This window comes from Clostridium fungisolvens, from assembly GCF_014193895.1.
GTDB classification, from domain to species: Bacteria; Bacillota; Clostridia; order Clostridiales; family Clostridiaceae; genus Clostridium_AR; species Clostridium_AR fungisolvens.
Map to the genome: position 1 here is coordinate 1 of NZ_BLZR01000001.1, position 18,809 is coordinate 18,809.

Below are 18,809 nucleotides of genomic sequence, written 5' to 3' on the forward strand. Positions count from 1 at the left end.
AGATACGGCTAGATAGCTCAGTCGGTAGAGCAGAGGACTGAAAATCCTCGTGTCCCTGGTTCGATTCCTGGTCTGGCCACCAAAAGCATAGTACTTAGTACTATGCTTTATTTATTTGTTGTAGCTAAGAAGGTCACTTCAGCGAATTTTTTTATTCTTTAGGAATTTTTAACCAAATTATATACTAAAATATATAGACAATTTTATTATGAAAAGTTAAAGGCTAAGAATTAAATCAATTCTTAGCCTTCGATTATATATATAAGTATATAGATATATATTTTACATATCTTTTAAGATTTCTAATACTTCGCTTATATGATCTTTAACCTTAACTTTTCTTAGTTCTTTTATAAGAATCCCATTTTCGTCTATTATAAAAGTGCTTCTTTCAATTCCAAGTGACTTCTTACCATACATGTTTTTTTCTTTTATAACATCATACAATTTACATACTTCTTCATTCTCATCACTTAATAATATAAAGGGCAACCCTAATTTAGTTATGAATTTATCATGAGAAGTTAAGGAATCTCTAGAAACTCCTAAAACTATAGCATTATAGTCTGAAATTTGCTGGTAATTATCTCTAAAATCACAAGCCTGATTTGTACAGCCAGGTGTATTATCCTTAGGATAGAAATATAATATTACTTTCTTTCCCCTATAATCACTTAATTTATGAATATTTCCATCGGAACCTACGATAGAAAAGTCTTGAGCTAATGTATTTAATTCCATTGGTAGCTAGCACCTCCAAATAGTGTTTTTAACTATTATATAATAATAGTTATTATATATCAATAAGGTAATTATATAATATAGATGTTCTATATTATATAATTAGTTATTAGTAGGCTCATAAATTTATTAAGCACTTTTTACTGTATAAGAAAATACAAAATTTTTATGTTGCCTAAGCCTATAAATTTTAATGGTTTTACAATCTTTTTATAGAATTTAAGTTAATATATAAATTTCCTGTATGTAGATTTATATATTAAAGATACCTAATAATAAAAAATATGAATATTAATCTATTTGTGATATGATTATAAAGATTAAACTTTTACTCAGAAAAGGAGATTATTTATGGATAAAAATATACTAGCTATTGTTGGTGGAAATGAAATAACTGAAAGAGATCTAATGGATGTTATAGAAAGATACCCTGAAAATAGAAGAGGTGTTTTTGCAAGTGAAATGGGCAAAAAACAGTTGTTAGAGCAAGTTATAAGCTTTGAATTATTATATAAATTTGGCGTAGATAATGAATTCGATAAATCACAAGAGTTTTTAAGCCAAATGGAAAAAGTTAAGAAGGATATATTGACTCAGATAATAATTAATAAAGTACTTTCAGAAATAACAGTGACTGACGAAGAAGCGCTTAAATATTATGAAGAAAATAAGGAAGCTTATATGGAACCAGAAACTGTTTCAGCTAAGCATATACTTTTAGATTCTGAAGATAAATTAAAGGAAATAAGAGAAGATATAATTTCTGGAAAGAAATCTTTTGAACAATCAGCATCAGAATATTCAACTTGTCCTTCAAGCGAACAAGGTGGGGATTTAGGAGCATTCTCAAAGGGAATGATGGTTCCAGAGTTTGAAGAAGCAGCGTTTAATTTACCTGTAGGAGAAGTAAGTGAACCAGTAAAAACTCAATTTGGATTCCATTTAATAAAGGTAGCTTCAAAGAACCCAGCTTTAGTTAAAAGCTTTGATGAAGTAAAAAAGGATGTAGTAAATGAATTAATTCAACAAAGACAAGAGAGAAAGTATCTTGATTTTGTTCAAGAATTAGCTTCTAAATATGGCGTTGAAAGAAAATAAAATACATTTTGATTAAATAACAAAGGAAGTGATAATTTATTATCACTTCCTTTGTTATTTAGGAAATTATAATAAATGAGGAAATACTTAGTCTAATTAAGTCTAAATTTATAAAAATAGGAGAAAATTATAAATAGTTGATTTATATAAACTGATAGATTATATGAATATTAGTATTCAGTAACCAAAAAAGCCTTTTTTAAATATATCTCTCTATGGTATTATTAGATAGTATGAAGAAAATTCAAGTAATTTGTATAAATAAATTAATAATTTAATTTAATCTAATCATTATATGGACTTGAAAGGATTTGAATCTATCAAGATAAAGATTCGTGGATTCATCAAGATATTTATTTTGAGTCTAGATATTGAAGTGTTTCGTCTTTTGTAGATAAGAAATAGTAAAGAATTTAAAGTTTGTAATAAAAGTAGTATGTTTTACTTAAGAAACTAAGTGATTTTAAATGCTATAATAGATATTTAATTTTCTATATCTATAATGTTATTTATAAAAGCACTAATTAATTAGTTTATCTAAAAAGTAAGGCGATAAGATTAGGAGTGATTTCATGAATTACACAATAAATAATAAAAAATTAATTGATATCTTAATAGCAATTAGTTTAATAGTTTCGTGTATACCAGGATGGTACGTAATTGAGAGTTTTGGAATGAATAGATTTTGGGCAGTATTTGCTATATTGAGCTGTGTAGCAGCTGTTCTTATAATAAAGAGCTGTCTAGTAGATAAAAAGTTAAATAAAAGATATATAAAAAATGGTTTTAACTTGTTGGTTATTTGCTATATGGTTTGGATATTTATATCATATTTTATGAATGGCAGGGACTTGTCTACTATTCTTTATATAGGTAAGTTAGACTTCCTGATAATTATATATTTCTTTATTTTAGGCATGTATTTATATACTCAAACTAAAAAAGAAAATTTAGATACTATACTAATGGTTTCATCCTATATTTTTAAATTTGGAGGAATTCTTTGTTTAGTTGCTTTGTATCAGTATATATTTAACACTAATTATATATTGGGATATGAGTTAACCTTTTGGCCACCATTTAATCCAGCAGCTTTTTATCAAAATGTTAATGGATTTGGTATGTACTTATATCTATCAATAATTTCGGGTCTTATTTATATGTATAATAAAAGAAGACATAGTGGATTAAATTCAGCTCTATTGGTGGTACAATACTATGTACTTTACTTAACTGTGGCAAGAACAAGTATTATAGTTGCCATTCTATTTACTGTGATGAGTATACTAATAACTCTGATCATGAAAAAGTCAGAGTTGTTTAGAGTTATAAATAAAGGTGTCATTATAGGTTTTGTTATAGCAAATATAATAATGGCAGTAGTTGTTTTTGATATTGGTCCAAATATTGATGCGAATATTAATGATACTAATCAAAATCCAAAGACTTCTCTAGAAATGCTAGAGGAAAAGAATAGCAAAGGATTGAATTATAGGGGAGAGATATGGTCAAGTGTTATAAGAAATTATAAAGACTATATGCTTCTTGGTGATGGATTAAATTATAATGTAGTTAAAAAAACAAATATAAATGAGATTATAAATAAAAGTAGTGATAAGAATACAAGAATAAGTTACCATAACACATTAATTAGATATTATGCATCCAACGGGTTATTGGGCTTAATACTATTTCTAATGCTTATGTTATATGGTCCTTTTATGTTACTGTTTAAGATGATAAAAGATAAGAAACTAAAATATAGTTATTTGATAGTAATGGTTTTTCAATTATCAATTTTATTGTATATGCAGATGGAAGAAGTATATATTGGTGAAATTGGATTAATACAAGTAATTAATATTATTTCACTTGTATACGCTAATAGTTTAATTTTAAAGGATGAAGTTTCTGAATAAATAATTGGGTTCATGTGTAAAGATTGAGGAGAATTTAATATGAAGGTATTACAAGTTATTAATAATATGGATATAGGTGGAGCAGAAACCTTATTAAAAAATTATGTTTTAAATAACAAAGATATATCCATACAAAATTCAATCTGTTTGTTACAAGGAAATGATAGTTTTATACTAGAAGAAATAAAAAAGAATAATGTCAAAGTATATAATTTAAACTTAAAAAATAAGTATATGTTTGTAAGTGCATTACTAAAGCTAAATAAAATAATAAGAAAAAATAAATTTGATGTTGTTCATATGCATCTTTTCCCTGGACAATATTATGGTGCAATACTTAAAATAATTAATAATAATGTAAAGTTTGTTTTCAGTGAGCATAGCGATAGTAACACGAGGCGAGATAAAAAAGTATTCTACCCTTTAGAAAAGTTTTCTTACAGCAAATATGATAATATTTTATGTATAAGTGAAATGACAAAAAGGTCTTTAGTTAAATTTATTCCTAAATTAGAAAGTAGTTCGGAAGTCTTATATGGAGGAATAAAGCAATATCCTATACGGAGTAATGAGAAAATTTATGATGTTATACTAGTTGGATCTTTGAGAAGTAATGTAAAAGGAATTGATTTATTGTTAAGAGCCATAGAGCTCATACGAAATAAAGTTAAAAAGGTTTGTATTGTCGGTGATGGTATTTTAATGAATGAAATGGTTTCTTTAAGGGATAGATTAGGTTTGACTGAAATTGTTGAGTTTGCAGGAAACCAAAAAGATGTTAATAGCTATCTAAGTAAATCTAAAATATTTGCACTGCCTTCAAGATGGGAAGGATTTGGATTGGCTATAATTGAGGCAATGGCACAGCAAGTACCTATTGTTGCAACTGAAGTTGGAGGCATTCCAGAGATAATAACTGATATGGAAAGTGGAATTTTAGTTAAAGCTGAAGATTATATACAACTGTCTAAAGCAATTGAGAATTTATTACGAGATGAAAACTTGAGGAATTATCTAAGCACTAATGCATACAGCAAGATGCAACACTGCTTTTCTATAGATGTTTATACAGATAAGCTGAACCATATATATAAAACATTAGTTTAATCTTAAAGAGGTGATTTTTTGAAGACAAAGGTTTATTTGATGTCTGCATGCTTAACTGGATTAGGCGGAATGGAGATGGCAATCTTAAATATGTATAAATATTTATCGGAAAAAGTAGATCTTGATGTAGAAATTATAATTTTCAGTGGAAATGAAGATAATATAAGAAAACTATTTGAAGATAAGTTTCTTCTTCTTGATATATATAGGCTAGGTGGATATAAGAAATTTATAAGTCAAATCAGTGCTTACAATCAGTTAAAAAAAATAATTAAAAATGATATAAATTACGAAAAAACAATTTTGATTGCTACAGATCCTTGGACTTTAGGTGTTGGAAATATGATAAAGAAAAAGCATGTTAATGTTAGAAGTATTTTGTGGAGTCATTTTAATGTTGATATTTATTTGAACAGTAAGACATGGTTATATAATAGATTTACATTTAGAAATGCAGATTTAATATATGTACTTAATTCATGGTCGAGAGATAAGTTATCTGAAGAGTTAGGTACTAATAACATTAAGATATTACCTAATGGCATTAAAATTAATAATAATAGCTTTATAAGATATAAAAAAAGTGAATTTATATATATTGGAAGAGTTGATAATTATACTAAGAATCTTGATATACTATTCAATTCTCTAATCGGATTAGATGGCCAATGGAATCTTACAGTTATAGGTACTGGAATTGATTTAAATAGATATATGGATTTTGTTAAAGTAAACAACTTAGGTGAAAGAGTAAGCTTTAAAGGATGGGTGGATAATCCATGGAATGAGATTAGTGACGGGGCATTTTTAGTACTACCAACTATAAATGAAGGATTTGGCTTAGTTTTAATTGAAGCAATGAGCAGAGGACTACCAGTTATAGTAAATAGTAAGGCTGAGGGGCCTAAAGATATCGTTAAAGAAGATATTAATGGATTCTTTTTTGATAGTATAGATACCTTGAAGAAGATTATTCAAGATGAAATTGATAATTCTATTGGTGCAGTTTTTGATAAAGATGAAATAAAAAACAGTGTAAAAAAGTTTGACATAGATATAGTAGGAGCTAATTTTTACAAGGAAATTAGAAATATATAAATTTAATAAACTAGGAGAATTACTATGTACAATGATGTTTGTTGTGTAATTGTCACATATAATATAGGAAATGATTTTCTAAAATGCTTTAACTCAATAGTGGATCAGGTTAAAAATGTAGTAATTGTAGACAATGGATCTGATAGTGAAACTATTTCAATGTTAAAAGCTTTAGAAGGAAAAGAAAGAGTAAAGATTATATATAATGATGAGAATCTTGGTATTGCTACTGCTTTAAATATAGGAGTTAAGTATGCAGAAGAGTGTGGAACTGAATGGGTTCTTACGATGGATAATGATAGTATATCAACATTAAATATGGTTGATTCTATGATCAATGTATATAATCATTTGAATGAGGACAAAAAGAAAAAGGTTGTAAGCATAACTCCGAGACATATAGAAACTGGATATACAGAGATATCTGAAGGTGATAAGATATCAGAACTACAAAATAATGAGTTTGTAGAAATAGATGTTTGTATTACTTCTGGGAATTTAGTTAAAACATCAGTTTTTAGAGAGGTAAATTATTTTGAAGACAAGCTGTTTATTGATAGTGTGGATTTTGATTTTTGCTTTAAGTTAAAGCAAAAAGGATATGAGCTAATTCAAACAAAAGGTGCTAAGCTACTACATAAATGTGGTGATGCAACTGAAAAAGAGATATTGTTTTTTAAAACAGGATATACAAATCATAGTTATTTAAGACGATATTATATGACTAGAAATAGATTTTATCTATGGAATAAGTATAAAGACATTGATAGTAGATTTATTAAAAATGATAAGAGAGCATTTTGTACTGAGATTGTAAAAGTAATACTTTTAGAAAAAGATAAAAAAATAAAACTTAAAATGATTATAAAGGGTATTAAAGACTATAGAAATAATATCTATGGCAAGATATCTATTTAGTCTAAGGTTTTAGTAAAAGGAGTACATTGATGGATGATAGGATTCTTCAAGAACTTGCTATAATTGTATTGAATTATAAAGATTATAATATGACTATTGATTGTGTAAATAATTTAAAAAATTTAGATATTGATTCTAAGATTATTGTGGTTGATAATAATTCCCCTAATGATTCTTTTTCAATATTGTCTAATAAATTAGCAGGATTAGATAATGTGTATATAATGAGAACTGAAAAAAATGGTGGATACTCTTACGGAAATAATGAAGGTATAAAATTTGCTATAAAAAACTTTAGTAATATAAAGTATATCGGTATAATGAATCCAGATGTTTTTTTAAATACTAAAGGGATGTTATTAAAAATATGCTCTAAATTAGAGCAGTATGATGAGATAGCTGGGATAACAGGTGTAACCCTATTGAATGGTAGATTAAGCTTTGGTAATTTAGGATGGAGAGTTAATAATGTAAAAAGCTTAGTTTTATCAAATTTTAGTTTATTGTCTAAAGTATTAAAAACATCTAGATCATATAAATCCTTAGAAATGAAGAGTGATGATTACGAGTTGGGATACACAGATGTCATGCCGGGATCATTTTTCATTATGAAAGAAAATATTTTTAGAGAGTTTAATTATTTAGATGAAGCGGTATTTTTGTACTTTGAAGAAGAAATATTAGCTAGAAAGATTAAAAGTAGAGGGCTAAAGTCTGCGATATTAATCACTGAATCTTATGTACATAAACATGGAAGTAAGGATACTGAGTTAGCTAATATATCAAAAAAGAAACTTGATTATAAGATATATATGAAGTCGCAAACATATTATGTGGAGAATTTCGTTAGTGATAATGCTTTATCAAAACTTACTTTAAAGTTATCTCAATATATACACTATTATTTAGAGATACCACTAATTTGTTTGATGTACAAATTTAAAGGAATGGTAAAAAGATAGCAATTAGTAGATTGGTGGTGATTGATTTGAAAAAAGATATAACTGTTTTTACCCCAACTTTCAATAGAGCAGAATTATTACCAAGTTTATATGATTCTTTAATTAGACAAAATCATAAAAATTTTCAATGGATAATATATGATGATGGATCAACTGATAATACAGAGGAAATTATAAATGAATTTAAGAAGCAAAGCTTAATAGATATTGATTATATAAAATCAGAAAATAGAGGTAAGCATGTAGCTATCAATAATGGAATAGAAGCTGCTAAAGGTGAGCTGTTTTTTGTTGTAGATTCAGATGATATATTAACAGAGGATGCAATAGAAATTGTTGTAGACACATGGAGAAGTATACCTACAAATGAAAAAAGTAAATTTGCAGGGGTAGGGGCGCTTAAGGCTGGACTAAATAATGAGACAATAACTAAGGGGTTTAACGACCGTTGGATTGATGCTACACATATAGATTTTGCCTTCAATATGGGACACAATCAAGATAAAGCTGAGATATATGTAACTGAACTGTTTAAGAAATATAAATATCCAGTATTTGATGGTGAGAAGTTCATGACTGAAGCTGTAGTTGGATTGAAGATAGCTGATGAAGGGTATAAGATGAGGTGGGTTAATAAAGCCATTTATCTATGCGAATATAGAGAAGATGGATTGACGCAAAACTCTTTTAACATAAGGCTGAAGAACCTAAAAGGTACTTGTTATGCATATAACTTACTATCATCCTATGGACTTCCACCTAAGACCGTGATAAGGTATAAAGCAAACTATTTTAGGTTTGGATTCCATAAAGGTCTAAAAACTATTGATTTAAAGCGTGAGCTTTTGGATAAGAAATATTGGTTAGTATCTAGCACATTAGGTTTGCTTCTATACAAGAAGGATTTAAATAAATAGAAAATACGAATTTGTCGCCAGTAATTTTCCTAATATGCATTGGGAATGGCAGATGCGCAAAAAATCGCTGAAGAAAGTAGCTTCAGCGATTTTTTCAGTTGGAATAAATCCTATTTGTTTAACCTAAAAAAGGTTTTGAATTTTAAAAGTATCTCAATTAGAATTTCATCCTTTATAATAAATAAAACTAATCCATATGCCAATGAACATATAAGAACAGTAAACAAAATGGTAAGAAGAGTTTGATGAATAAAAAGCTTAATTACTAAGGATAAAGGGATAAATAAAAGTGATATAATCAAGTATTTTAATTTATCAATGGAGATTAGCTTTATATTTACATCAAGGAATTTTACAATAAAAGTGTATTCGACTATAACCAAAAAGAATTCGACCAAAGTTGTGGAAGCTATTGCGGTAACATGATTTAATAAATTTAAATATATAAGCACTAATTTTATGATAAGGTTTATGAAACCAAAAGAAGCAACTATAATCATAGCAAACTTCTCTTTCTTCTTTATATAAAAGATACTATTTACTAGTAAAAAATCTAGTCCGCTAAAGATTATAAAAATACTAAATATTTTAAGGACGTTTACAGCTTCAAGGTAAGCACTTTTATATAAGAGAAGTATTATCTCTTTAGATAAAACCATCATTCCTATTGCTGAAGGAAATAAAAAGGCTAAGTATGTTTTGCTTATCTTATTTAATAATTTTTCATAGGGCTCAGCCCCATTAGATACGAGAATATTTGATAGTCTAGGTATAGTAACAAGTATTATAGAAAGCAGCATAGTGTTGATCATATTTGCTAACATCTGGCTTATATTATAATAACCAACGTAAATTTCGCTTACATAAGAACCTAGAAGTAATTTATCCAATTGAGTATATAGTATAGAAGCATTCGACATAATTAAAATTATAAATAATGGTTTAATATGTTTCTTCAATTTCAAATTATTAAAATTAAATTTAATGTTCTTCTTTATGTAAATGAAGCTGACGATGTAATTAAAGAAAAATAGTAATGAATTTAAAGCTGCGTATATTAGATAATCCGAAGGTTTTTTTACAAGAAGAAGTAAAAGTATTACATAAAAAATTCGTATTATTATTGTCTTTATAGTAATAAAATTAAAGCTCTCAGTTGCTTCAAATAACCACTCTACATAGAATATATTACTAAATAGAGTAAAGCTATAAATTAGCAATACAGGGAACTGAGGCTGATAAGAATAATGAAGAAATACAAATGATATATAAATAATTAAAACTGATGAATTAGATATTACACCAATAAGAAATAAACTAGTAAAAAGTTTTGAGAGTTTTTCTTTATCATCTCTTATTCTACTAATTTCCCTAAGTCCATAGTTGTATATGCCAAAAGTCGCAATTATTAAGAAATATGTATATATTGATTCACTAAAAGATATTCTACCTAGATACTTTGGCCCAATTACTGTGGCAGCATAAGGACCTATTATAAGAGGTATTATTATATTGAACACATTAAGTAACAATTTATAAAAAATATTTTTAGTAATAGAATTTTTAGATTCCATGCTCTGCCTTTCTTATATGGATGTACCAATTCGTAATAAAATTTATATTTTAAATTCTTTCACCAGAAGCCGTAAGAGTTTTAAAGATAGATTTCGGATCGAAATGGTACATCTATAATACATACGATTAAGTAAAAGTAGTATAGTGGGGATAATGTCCTTTTATATTTTGGCCTAATTTCATAATACCTAAAACATATATACTACATTTTCCTATAACATTATAAAAACTCTCAAAATTAATCGAGAGTCTTTACTGCTAAACGTACTATATAAGTAGATAATATGAGTAAAATAGTTTGATTATTATATAAGGCATCTTATATAAACTAAATAACAATATCTAAATAACTTTCAATGTAACTATTTGCTAAAGAGATTACCTTTTCTTTATCATTTTCTGATGATTCATCATAGACGGCTATAACCTTCATTCCAGCAGCCTTTGCGCCTTGAACAGCAGGAAGAATATCTTCAAAAACAACACATTCATCAGGTTTAACCCCTAGCTTTTCTGATGAAAGAAGATATACATCAGGAAAGTTTTTTCCACGGGTTACTTCATCTGTTGTTGTAATAGAATCAAATAGCTCATAAATTTCATTAGCTTCCAAGGCAGCCTTTAGCAATTCATGAGAATTTGATGTAGCCAATCCGATTTTTATATTCATAGACTTTAGTTTGATTAAAAAATCCTTTGCGCCAGGCTTTAACTTTACGTCTGTGGTATAATGAGCCACAGCCATAGAGTGCCAGTCATTCATGATTTCTTCAACTGTATCTTGGATATTAAATTTGTTTTTAAAATATATTGCTGTTTGCTCAAAGCTAAGGTGGCCTATTTCATCTTTAAGATTTTCAGGTTTTGCATAACCTTTATTTATTAGATAATCAGTATCGATTTTTTCCCATATCCACATAGAATCTATCAGAGTACCATCTAAATCAAATATTGCCGCTTTTATATCTTTAAACATTATTAAAAATCACCTCATTAAAATTCATTAATTCCAAAAGTAAAACTATTAGTATAGACAAACTGATAATCTAGGTTGTACACTTTTTGATATATATAAATGCTTAAATATCATTATAGAAAAGATCAAGTTAAGATTGTACTTAAGATTAATAGCTTGCTAGAAGCTTGTATAATAATTTTAGTGCAAATTAATAAATATATCAATGTAAAATTTACATATTGACATTCAGTAGGTATGTGATTACAGTACCTATGAGCATTCCTATAAATACATCGGTAATATAATGTACTCCAAGATATAATCGTGAGAATCCCACAATTACTGCCATAGAAATATATATAACTGAGAAGTGAGGAGATATAAAACAAAAAGATGTTGCAATGGAAAAAGCAGCTGTAGTATGACCTGATGGAAATGAGTACCTATCTATCCCTATCTTATTAATATATAAATCTTTAATAACTAAAAATGGTCTTAATCTACATACAGAAACCTTTATTATATGACATATTATAGTGCTACATATAAGCGATATTAATAATTTTTGTGGTGAATTTATATTAATAATAGCAAATATAGATAATAAAATGCAGAACTGTACTGATCCTAGATAGGTTAGCTTGGGCATCAGAAAATTGAAAAAGCTGCATCTAAATGATTTGTTTACTTTGATTAAAATAAGTTGATCTTGTGCTAATATTTTCTCAATCATAGTAAAAACGCTCCTTAAAAATATTTAATAATAACATTATCATAAAAATATTAAAAGTGTATTGTGTTGGGTAAAAAATGTGCAAATAATAGTGAAAATTATCAATTAAGTAAAAAATAAAACAAAAACCACTATCATAATATTAGACATAAACTAATTTGATAGTGGTTTTTAAAATATAATTTGTTTTGTAGTTTTTAAAATGTTCTCTCGAATATTTCTATCTTTTCTTTATCTTGAAAATCCTTTAACGAGTTTATTCCAAGTTCTTTTAATACCTGAGTCATTATATCACTATGTGTAGCAACTTTTATTGGAGAATCATAAGCGACTTTATTAGCAAACTCTCTTCCATTTTCTCTTGGGATTAGAGCTTTAGGGCCACCTACACAGCCGCCTATGCAGCCCATACCTTCTATAAAGTTTGCATCAACTTCACCGGCTTGAGCTTTTTCAAGAATTTCTTTACACTCTTTCACTCCATTTGCTTGAACTGCTTTGAAGATAGAGTGTTTCTCAGGGAACAGTTCTTCAATTGCTTCGGAAACAGCTATTGATACTCCACCGGTTCTAGCATAAAGCCTACCACCTCTTGAAGCGTACTCGATGGAAGGGATGCCATGTAATTCACCAGGCTTAATATCTAAAGTATCGAAAATACCTTTTAATTCTTCAAAGGTAAGAACATAGTCAATTGCAGCATCTATATCTTTATCCTTTGCCTCAGCCTTTTTAGCTATACAAGGCCCTATAAACACCACCTTAGCATCAGGATTTAATGTCTTAATTAATCTTCCAGCAGCAATCATAGGTGAGACTGAAGGGGATACATCTTTTACTAAGTCGCTATAAACTCTCTTTAACATTCCAACCCACATAGGACAGCAACAAGAAGTTATAAGTAAGCCACCATCCTTGCTAACATGCTTATCGAATTCAGCAGCTTCTTTTATAGTCAACATATCGGCAGCAAATGCAACTTCAACCATATCTGAAAAGCCAAGTTTGATAAATGCAGAACGAAGTTGATCTAAGGTTACTTGATCACCAAACTGGCCAGAAATAGCTGGTGCTACCGCAGCTATTACCTTTTTGTTGTTTTTTAATAATTCCATGATTGGAATAAATTCTATTCTATCAATGAAATTGCCGCTATCGCAAGCATCAATACATAGTCCGCAATCAACACAAAGTGTGTCATCTATATAGGTGTTACCAAAGTTCTTGTCTTCAATAATAGCATTGAATGGGCAAGCTAATTGGCATTTTGTCAGCCCTGAATCTTTATCCTTACAATGATCTGAGCAACTGCCAACCTTTTCAACTATTCTTTCTTTTACCTTGTAATCAGTTATTGCTTTTTTTAGATTGTAAAGGTAATTGTCATCTTTATCAACATCCACTCCACATAATGTAGCTATAATAGATTTTGCTTCTTCCCTATCAAAGTTAGGGTCACTGATTATCTCGTTCACTACTTTGTCAAAGTCATCTTCATAATATGCTTTAACAATTTTCTTGAACAAAGCTTCATATTCTTTTTTCATTGAACTCCTCCTAATTATTAAATGGTAAATATAATAAATATGATTATATTTATGACAAATATACTAATATTATTTTCTTTATAATGTTAATTAATTCATTGAATGTAAGCATATATTGTAAAAAATAATGAATTAATGTGAATAAAATAAGTTTCATTACACATACTAATTATAACCATAATATGAAATTATAGTTCCTAAATATTTAAAGAAAAGGTGATATTCATGTTTTATATGATAGCAATAACTTTTTCAATCCTAGTTGTGCTCTTTTGTATATCTTTATGTAAAGCTGCATCAAAAGAAGAAAATTTTTATGAAAATTTAGAGAGAAAAAATAAAAAATAATTAATAATATATGGTTATTTAAATATACATATAATAGTTGAATATTATATGGAGATGAATTTATAGATGATAGATTTAGTATTGGATGCTGGTCATGGTGGGAGAGATCCAGGCGCTATAGGGCCCACAGGTCTGCAGGAAAAAGAATGTAACATTTATATTGCTAAAAAATGTGGACAAATATTAAAAGAACAAGGTGTAACAGTGGAACAAACAAGGGAAGATGATACTTACTTAGGGCTTTCAGAGAGAGCAAAGTTAGCTAATGATGCTAATAGTAAGTACTTTATAAGTATACACATAAACAGTGCAGACGTTCAGTCTGCAAATGGAACGGAAGTATATGCATTAGTAAAAGGTGGAGAAGGAGAACTGTTAGCCAAAAGGGTATTAGATAGTATTGTAGGTGGGATAAATTTAAGTAGTAGAGGAGTTAAATTTGCGAATTTTGCTGTGTTAAGAGAAACCAATATGCCTGCAATATTGGTAGAGACCTGTTTTATAAGTAATTCTAGTGAAGAAGCCTTGTTAAGAGAAGATAGTTTTAAGGATAAAGTTGCACTTTCTATAGCTAAAGGATTTCTTAATTATATCGGTAAGCCATATAATGAGAGTACTAATTCAATTTACACTATTGATAATAAACTTACACCTTTAATATCAAAGACATCATGTTCGAAGGATCAAGCTAAGCAATGGGCGAAAAATAATCAAGCAACAGATTTGTTTATATCTTTAGCAGATTTATATTGGTCCTTATATCCATATCACGGAAATATAAATCCTACAATAGCCTATGCACAAGCTGCTTTAGAAACTGGATTTGGGAAGTTTGGAGGTAGTATAGATGAAAGTTATAAGAATCCGGCTGGATTGAAGAGCACAAGTGGTAGGGATGACACAGCTGACTCTTTTGTAAAGTTTGCTAGTTGGAGAGACGGAGTGTCAGCGCAATTTGATCATTTGGCTCTATATGCAGGTGCAGAAGGATATCCAAGTGATAACACTTCAGATCCTAGGCACTTTTCATATTTAACTGGAAAGGTTAAATATGTAGAGGATCTTTCAGGAAATTGGGCAGCATCCCAAGATTATGGGTTAAAGATACTACAATTGATGTTTGCTATGGAAGGAACTATAGTTGTTGATAGTTTTGAAAATAATAAGATTTATGAAGAGCCACAAAAAGAAAATACATCAGAACATGAAGAAACAATAAAGAATGTTAAAGAAAAATTAAATAGCTTTTCAGAAGAAATAGATAGTTTAAGGACGAGATATCAAGAGTTCTCTTTAATTATTGAAAACTTTGATAAAATTCTAGAAGATAAAAATAATGAAAATAAAAGATTGCTAAAGGAAAATAGTGATTTGACAGAAAAAGTTAAGCAGTACGGTGAAGTGATTGACGATATATTAAATATTATAAATACAAGGGTAAAATAAAAAGGAATTGTATAAATACAATTCCTTTTTGGTCGGGGTGACAGGGATCGAACCTGCGACCTCATGGTCCCAAACCACGCGCGCTCCCATCTGCGCTACACCCCGTGGCACATTGTTAATTATAAAGCAATTTTATATTTATGTCAACACACAAAATGAAAAATATAGGATATAAATTTAATATTTTATGATGTATAATATATAATTATTGGAATTATATTAGATGGAGGGATTATCAATGAAGCTTACAACTATAATAATAGAAATAGCAAGTATAGTATACATAATTTTTGGCATACTCGTACTTTTTAGTAAAGGATTAAGAAAGAATGTTGAAAGAAGCAATGCAAAGGATATAAATGGATATATTGCATTTAATGGTAAGTTTAATTTAATACTAGGTATAATTGGAGTTGTAATTGGAGGATTAGACTATTTCTTCCCGTCTTTGACTAAGGTTTGGATTGGTGTATTTTTGGTGATAATGCTTGCTTCTTCGGTTATACAAGCAAAGATGAGTAAGAAGTTTATAAAATAGTACGTAATTATCTAGAGTTGCCTGAGAAGGTAACTCTTATTTTAAATTCTAATTATGTTTAAGTAGTACATCAATTTATAAGTTGATATTAAACATAGAGTGAATTTTTAAAATTATGATAGGAGGCGGTCAGTTGAACTATAAGATAGTATTATTCATTATAGCATTCTTTGGTATATATGCTTTGAGCAATTATTATATTGGTACTAGAATATATAAAGGGATTACAGTAAAGATTCCTGTAAATAGTATTATATTTTGGGGCATATTTTGGGTTGTAGCAGTAGCTTATATCGTCACTATGCTTTTGGGTAATTATGTGTCAGGAAAGATTTTTGATATATTCAACTTAATAGGAGTATATTGGATAGGTATATTTTTTTATTTAATAATTATATTGCCTGTTGTTGATATAATTGCATTCGTTAATAGACGATATTCATTTATACCAAGTATGAGGGGAAGTAATAATTTGCTTTTTGTTACAACCTTAGCAATAGTTTTATTTATAGCATTTGTGATGATATATGGAACATGGAATGGTAGTCATTCATATGTAAAAAAGTATGAATTAGAAATCAATAAAACCGTAGAAGGAATAGATAAATTAAATGTCGTTATGGTCTCTGACATACATCTAGGGAATCTTATAGATGGTAAGAGAGCAAGTACGATGGTAGAGGAGATTAATCGGCTAAATCCAGATATTGTATTGTTTGCAGGAGATATAGTTGATACTGAAGTTAAACCCTTTATAAATGGAAATATGGCTGCTGAATTTAATAAGATTAATTCAAAGTATGGAACCTATGCTGCGCTTGGCAACCACGATATCATGAGAGGCGAGGAAGAAACTATAACTAAAGAGTTGGGCAAATATGGAGTTCAAGTACTAAGAGATGAAGCGAAGGAAATTAATAATCAATTTTATGTAGTTGGAAGAGATGATGTTTCTATAAATAGAACTGAAAAAAAGAGAAAGAGCATAGATGACATATTACAAAATGTTGATAAGACAAAACCTGTTTTATTAATTGATCATACACCTTCAGCTCTAGAAGAGGCTGAGGAAAATAATATAGATATACAAGTATCAGGTCATACTCATAAGGGGCAATTTTTCCCTAATAACTTAATAACCAGTAGGATATTTGAGGTTGATTATGGGTATCTAAAGAAAAAGGACTTAAATGTAATAGTCTCATCAGGTTATGGTACATGGGGACCTCCGATTAGACTAGGAAGCAGAAGTGAAATTGTTAATATAACAGTGAAATTTAATAAATAAAGAAACCAGCCTTCTTAGAATATTGAAATTACTAAGAAGGCTGGTTTTTAGTTACTGATTCTTATTCATTATTTTATTTCTTATTTCTTTAAATTTAGGGAATGCTTTTTTATATAGATTATAAATGAAGCTGTTTATAACAAGATCAAACTCACCAATAAACTCTACAAAGTCTCCATTGAACCCTTTTTTAAATTTGTATAAACCATACAATGGATTTTCAGGATTAAGATCTCCAGAAACTCCTCTAAAATCGTATAGATAGCAATCCAAATCAATACTATCTGTTATCATAGCCCACTGCATAGCAAAGTTTGGCATAGTATCTCTTAAAATGTTTTCTGAAGCACCATAAAGGTACCAAGCCTTACCACCATAATAAAGGTATATAGAGCCTGAAAGATATATTTCTTGACCCTTAAATGGCTCAATATCTTTAAGACGAGTTTTAAATCCCTCTATTTGTCTTTCGGATTCTTTTAACTTTCCATCTTGGTCGTCTATCTTCTTTTGAATTCTAGCAGATTTATCTTCATCCTTCTCTTCTGAGAGCTTTAATCTCAATTCATCAATCTTAATTAGTGCCTTTTCACGCACTTGCTCTTGTTTTTGTAGTTTTGCATTGACAGTAGAAAAGTCCTTTTCATAGCTATATTTAACCATGTATAATCTGCAATAAGGTGATAGATTGTCAATCATATCTTTAAAATAATCTTTTTTACGTACTATAAAGTTGTCCCTTTTTCCGGTTGTAACCATTATCTCGTGAAATCTTGATAATACTTCATCAGAGATATTATTCTTATCATAAACTTCTACGGTTAAGCCTCTGTCCTCAGCTACCTTAATATTGTATCTAGTCTTATTTGAAAAAGTTTTAAAAACATCTTTCTTTTCTTGTTCTTTATTCTCTAGTTGAGGTAGGTTTAGTCTAAAAACAAAGTTTGGCTGAATTGCTTCAAAGTTTTTTGAATCAGTGTTATTAAAACCTAAACTCTTTAAAAAGTCCTTTATTTCTTCGCCTTCAATTAAAAGTTTTTCGTTTTCAGATAAGTGTATATCAGGATCTACAGTTATGAAAGATATCTTGTTATCTTTTGCATAACTTCTTATGAAGTCAGTAAACTCTATTAAAAGATTTTTATTCTTATAATCACAAGTAAAGCTTCTAGGCATGTAGCCCATATAAGCATTTACATATGGTGCTTTTCTTAGAAGCATAGTAGCACACAAAACTAGGTTGCCATCTTCATCAAAACCTCCAATAAATTTTGGAGTCCATTCTTTTTTTATACTAGCCCAATACGATGTTTGAAATATATGCCCTTTTTTATTAATGGAATTAAACTCATTTATCTGAGAAGGGTTTACTTCCTTAAATCTATACAAAATAAATTCCTCCTTAATGCATTTGCACTAATGTTATTTGATTTTACGCATAACACTATTTTAATACTATTGGACTAACTATTTCAAGAATTTAATATTCATCAGGTATATAAAGTGCATCAAATATATATATTACAAAACAAATTGTACTAGTTTATATAAAGTAGGTTATAATGAAAAAAATTCTCTAATGTTTTTAAAGTTCCAATTATGTTGTTAAATTATAC

At 28.5% G+C, this 18,809-nt stretch carries 16 protein-coding genes and 2 tRNA genes; 11 read left to right on the plus strand and 7 right to left on the minus strand.

The window, feature by feature from the left end:
* Window positions 1-6 precede the first annotated feature (6 nt).
* Window positions 7-82, plus strand: a tRNA-Phe gene (locus tag bsdtw1_RS00005).
* A gap of 200 nt (window positions 83-282) precedes the next feature.
* Here the strand turns inward: bsdtw1_RS00005 and bsdtw1_RS00010 are convergent.
* The gene (locus bsdtw1_RS00010) at window positions 283-741 is read right to left on the minus strand and encodes a peroxiredoxin (protein WP_183275560.1); all 459 of its coding nucleotides are present in this window, start codon (window positions 739-741) and stop codon (window positions 283-285) included.
* A gap of 351 nt (window positions 742-1,092) precedes the next feature.
* Between bsdtw1_RS00010 and bsdtw1_RS00015 the strand changes: the two genes are divergently transcribed.
* The 7 genes from bsdtw1_RS00015 to bsdtw1_RS00045 all read left to right on the plus strand — a co-directional run bounded on the left by bsdtw1_RS00015 (window position 1,093) and on the right by bsdtw1_RS00045 (window position 8,760).
* Entirely contained in the window at window positions 1,093-1,839 is a 747-nt protein-coding gene (locus bsdtw1_RS00015) for a peptidylprolyl isomerase (RefSeq protein ID WP_183275561.1), read from the plus strand.
* Window positions 1,840-2,411: 572 nt separating this feature from the next.
* The gene (locus tag bsdtw1_RS00020; RefSeq protein ID WP_183275562.1) at window positions 2,412-3,758 is read left to right on the plus strand and encodes an O-antigen ligase family protein; all 1,347 of its coding nucleotides are present in this window, start codon (window positions 2,412-2,414) and stop codon (window positions 3,756-3,758) included.
* Between the two features lie 39 nt (window positions 3,759-3,797).
* Window positions 3,798-4,865, plus strand: a complete 1,068-nt coding sequence (locus tag bsdtw1_RS00025) for a glycosyltransferase (protein ID WP_183275563.1) — start codon at window positions 3,798-3,800, stop codon at window positions 4,863-4,865.
* An 18-nt stretch (window positions 4,866-4,883) separates the two neighbouring features.
* Entirely contained in the window at window positions 4,884-5,963 is a 1,080-nt protein-coding gene (locus bsdtw1_RS00030; protein ID WP_183275564.1) for a glycosyltransferase, read from the plus strand.
* A gap of 24 nt (window positions 5,964-5,987) precedes the next feature.
* Entirely contained in the window at window positions 5,988-6,881 is an 894-nt protein-coding gene (locus bsdtw1_RS00035; protein ID WP_183275565.1) for a glycosyltransferase family 2 protein, read from the plus strand.
* 29 nt (window positions 6,882-6,910) lie between these two features.
* The gene (locus bsdtw1_RS00040) at window positions 6,911-7,843 is read left to right on the plus strand and encodes a glycosyltransferase (protein ID WP_183275566.1); all 933 of its coding nucleotides are present in this window, start codon (window positions 6,911-6,913) and stop codon (window positions 7,841-7,843) included.
* 26 nt (window positions 7,844-7,869) lie between these two features.
* A complete protein-coding gene (locus tag bsdtw1_RS00045; RefSeq protein ID WP_183275567.1) occupies window positions 7,870-8,760 on the plus strand; it encodes a glycosyltransferase family 2 protein in 891 nt (296 codons plus the stop codon).
* Between the two features lie 110 nt (window positions 8,761-8,870).
* Here the strand turns inward: bsdtw1_RS00045 and bsdtw1_RS00050 are convergent, their stop codons facing one another.
* The 4 genes from bsdtw1_RS00050 to bsdtw1_RS00065 all read right to left on the minus strand — a co-directional run bounded on the left by bsdtw1_RS00050 (window position 8,871) and on the right by bsdtw1_RS00065 (window position 13,573).
* Window positions 8,871-10,334 (minus strand): oligosaccharide flippase family protein, encoded by a 1,464-nt coding sequence (locus bsdtw1_RS00050; protein WP_183275568.1) that lies wholly within the window; start codon window positions 10,332-10,334, stop codon window positions 8,871-8,873.
* Window positions 10,335-10,663: 329 nt separating this feature from the next.
* Window positions 10,664-11,311, minus strand: coding sequence for an HAD family hydrolase (locus bsdtw1_RS00055; RefSeq protein ID WP_183275569.1), 648 nt, complete (start codon window positions 11,309-11,311; stop codon window positions 10,664-10,666).
* Between the two features lie 214 nt (window positions 11,312-11,525).
* Window positions 11,526-12,026, minus strand: coding sequence for a phosphatase PAP2 family protein (locus bsdtw1_RS00060; protein ID WP_183275570.1), 501 nt, complete (start codon window positions 12,024-12,026; stop codon window positions 11,526-11,528).
* Window positions 12,027-12,223: 197 nt separating this feature from the next.
* Window positions 12,224-13,573, minus strand: coding sequence for a [Fe-Fe] hydrogenase large subunit C-terminal domain-containing protein (locus bsdtw1_RS00065; protein WP_183275571.1), 1,350 nt, complete (start codon window positions 13,571-13,573; stop codon window positions 12,224-12,226).
* A gap of 414 nt (window positions 13,574-13,987) precedes the next feature.
* Between bsdtw1_RS00065 and bsdtw1_RS00070 the strand changes: the two genes are divergently transcribed.
* Entirely contained in the window at window positions 13,988-15,367 is a 1,380-nt protein-coding gene (locus bsdtw1_RS00070; protein ID WP_183275572.1) for an N-acetylmuramoyl-L-alanine amidase, read from the plus strand.
* A 29-nt stretch (window positions 15,368-15,396) separates the two neighbouring features.
* Here the strand turns inward: bsdtw1_RS00070 and bsdtw1_RS00075 are convergent.
* Window positions 15,397-15,472: transfer RNA gene (locus tag bsdtw1_RS00075), tRNA-Pro, on the minus strand.
* 133 nt (window positions 15,473-15,605) lie between these two features.
* Between bsdtw1_RS00075 and bsdtw1_RS00080 the strand changes: the two genes are divergently transcribed.
* Window positions 15,606-15,905, plus strand: coding sequence for a hypothetical protein (locus tag bsdtw1_RS00080; RefSeq protein WP_183275573.1), 300 nt, complete (start codon window positions 15,606-15,608; stop codon window positions 15,903-15,905).
* A 133-nt stretch (window positions 15,906-16,038) separates the two neighbouring features.
* Window positions 16,039-17,193, plus strand: a complete 1,155-nt coding sequence (locus bsdtw1_RS00085) for a metallophosphoesterase (protein ID WP_183275574.1) — start codon at window positions 16,039-16,041, stop codon at window positions 17,191-17,193.
* A gap of 51 nt (window positions 17,194-17,244) precedes the next feature.
* Here bsdtw1_RS00085 and bsdtw1_RS00090 read toward each other — a convergent pair whose 3' ends face one another.
* Window positions 17,245-18,582 (minus strand): lipid II:glycine glycyltransferase FemX, encoded by a 1,338-nt coding sequence (locus bsdtw1_RS00090; RefSeq protein ID WP_183275575.1) that lies wholly within the window; start codon window positions 18,580-18,582, stop codon window positions 17,245-17,247.
* Window positions 18,583-18,809 lie beyond the last annotated feature (227 nt).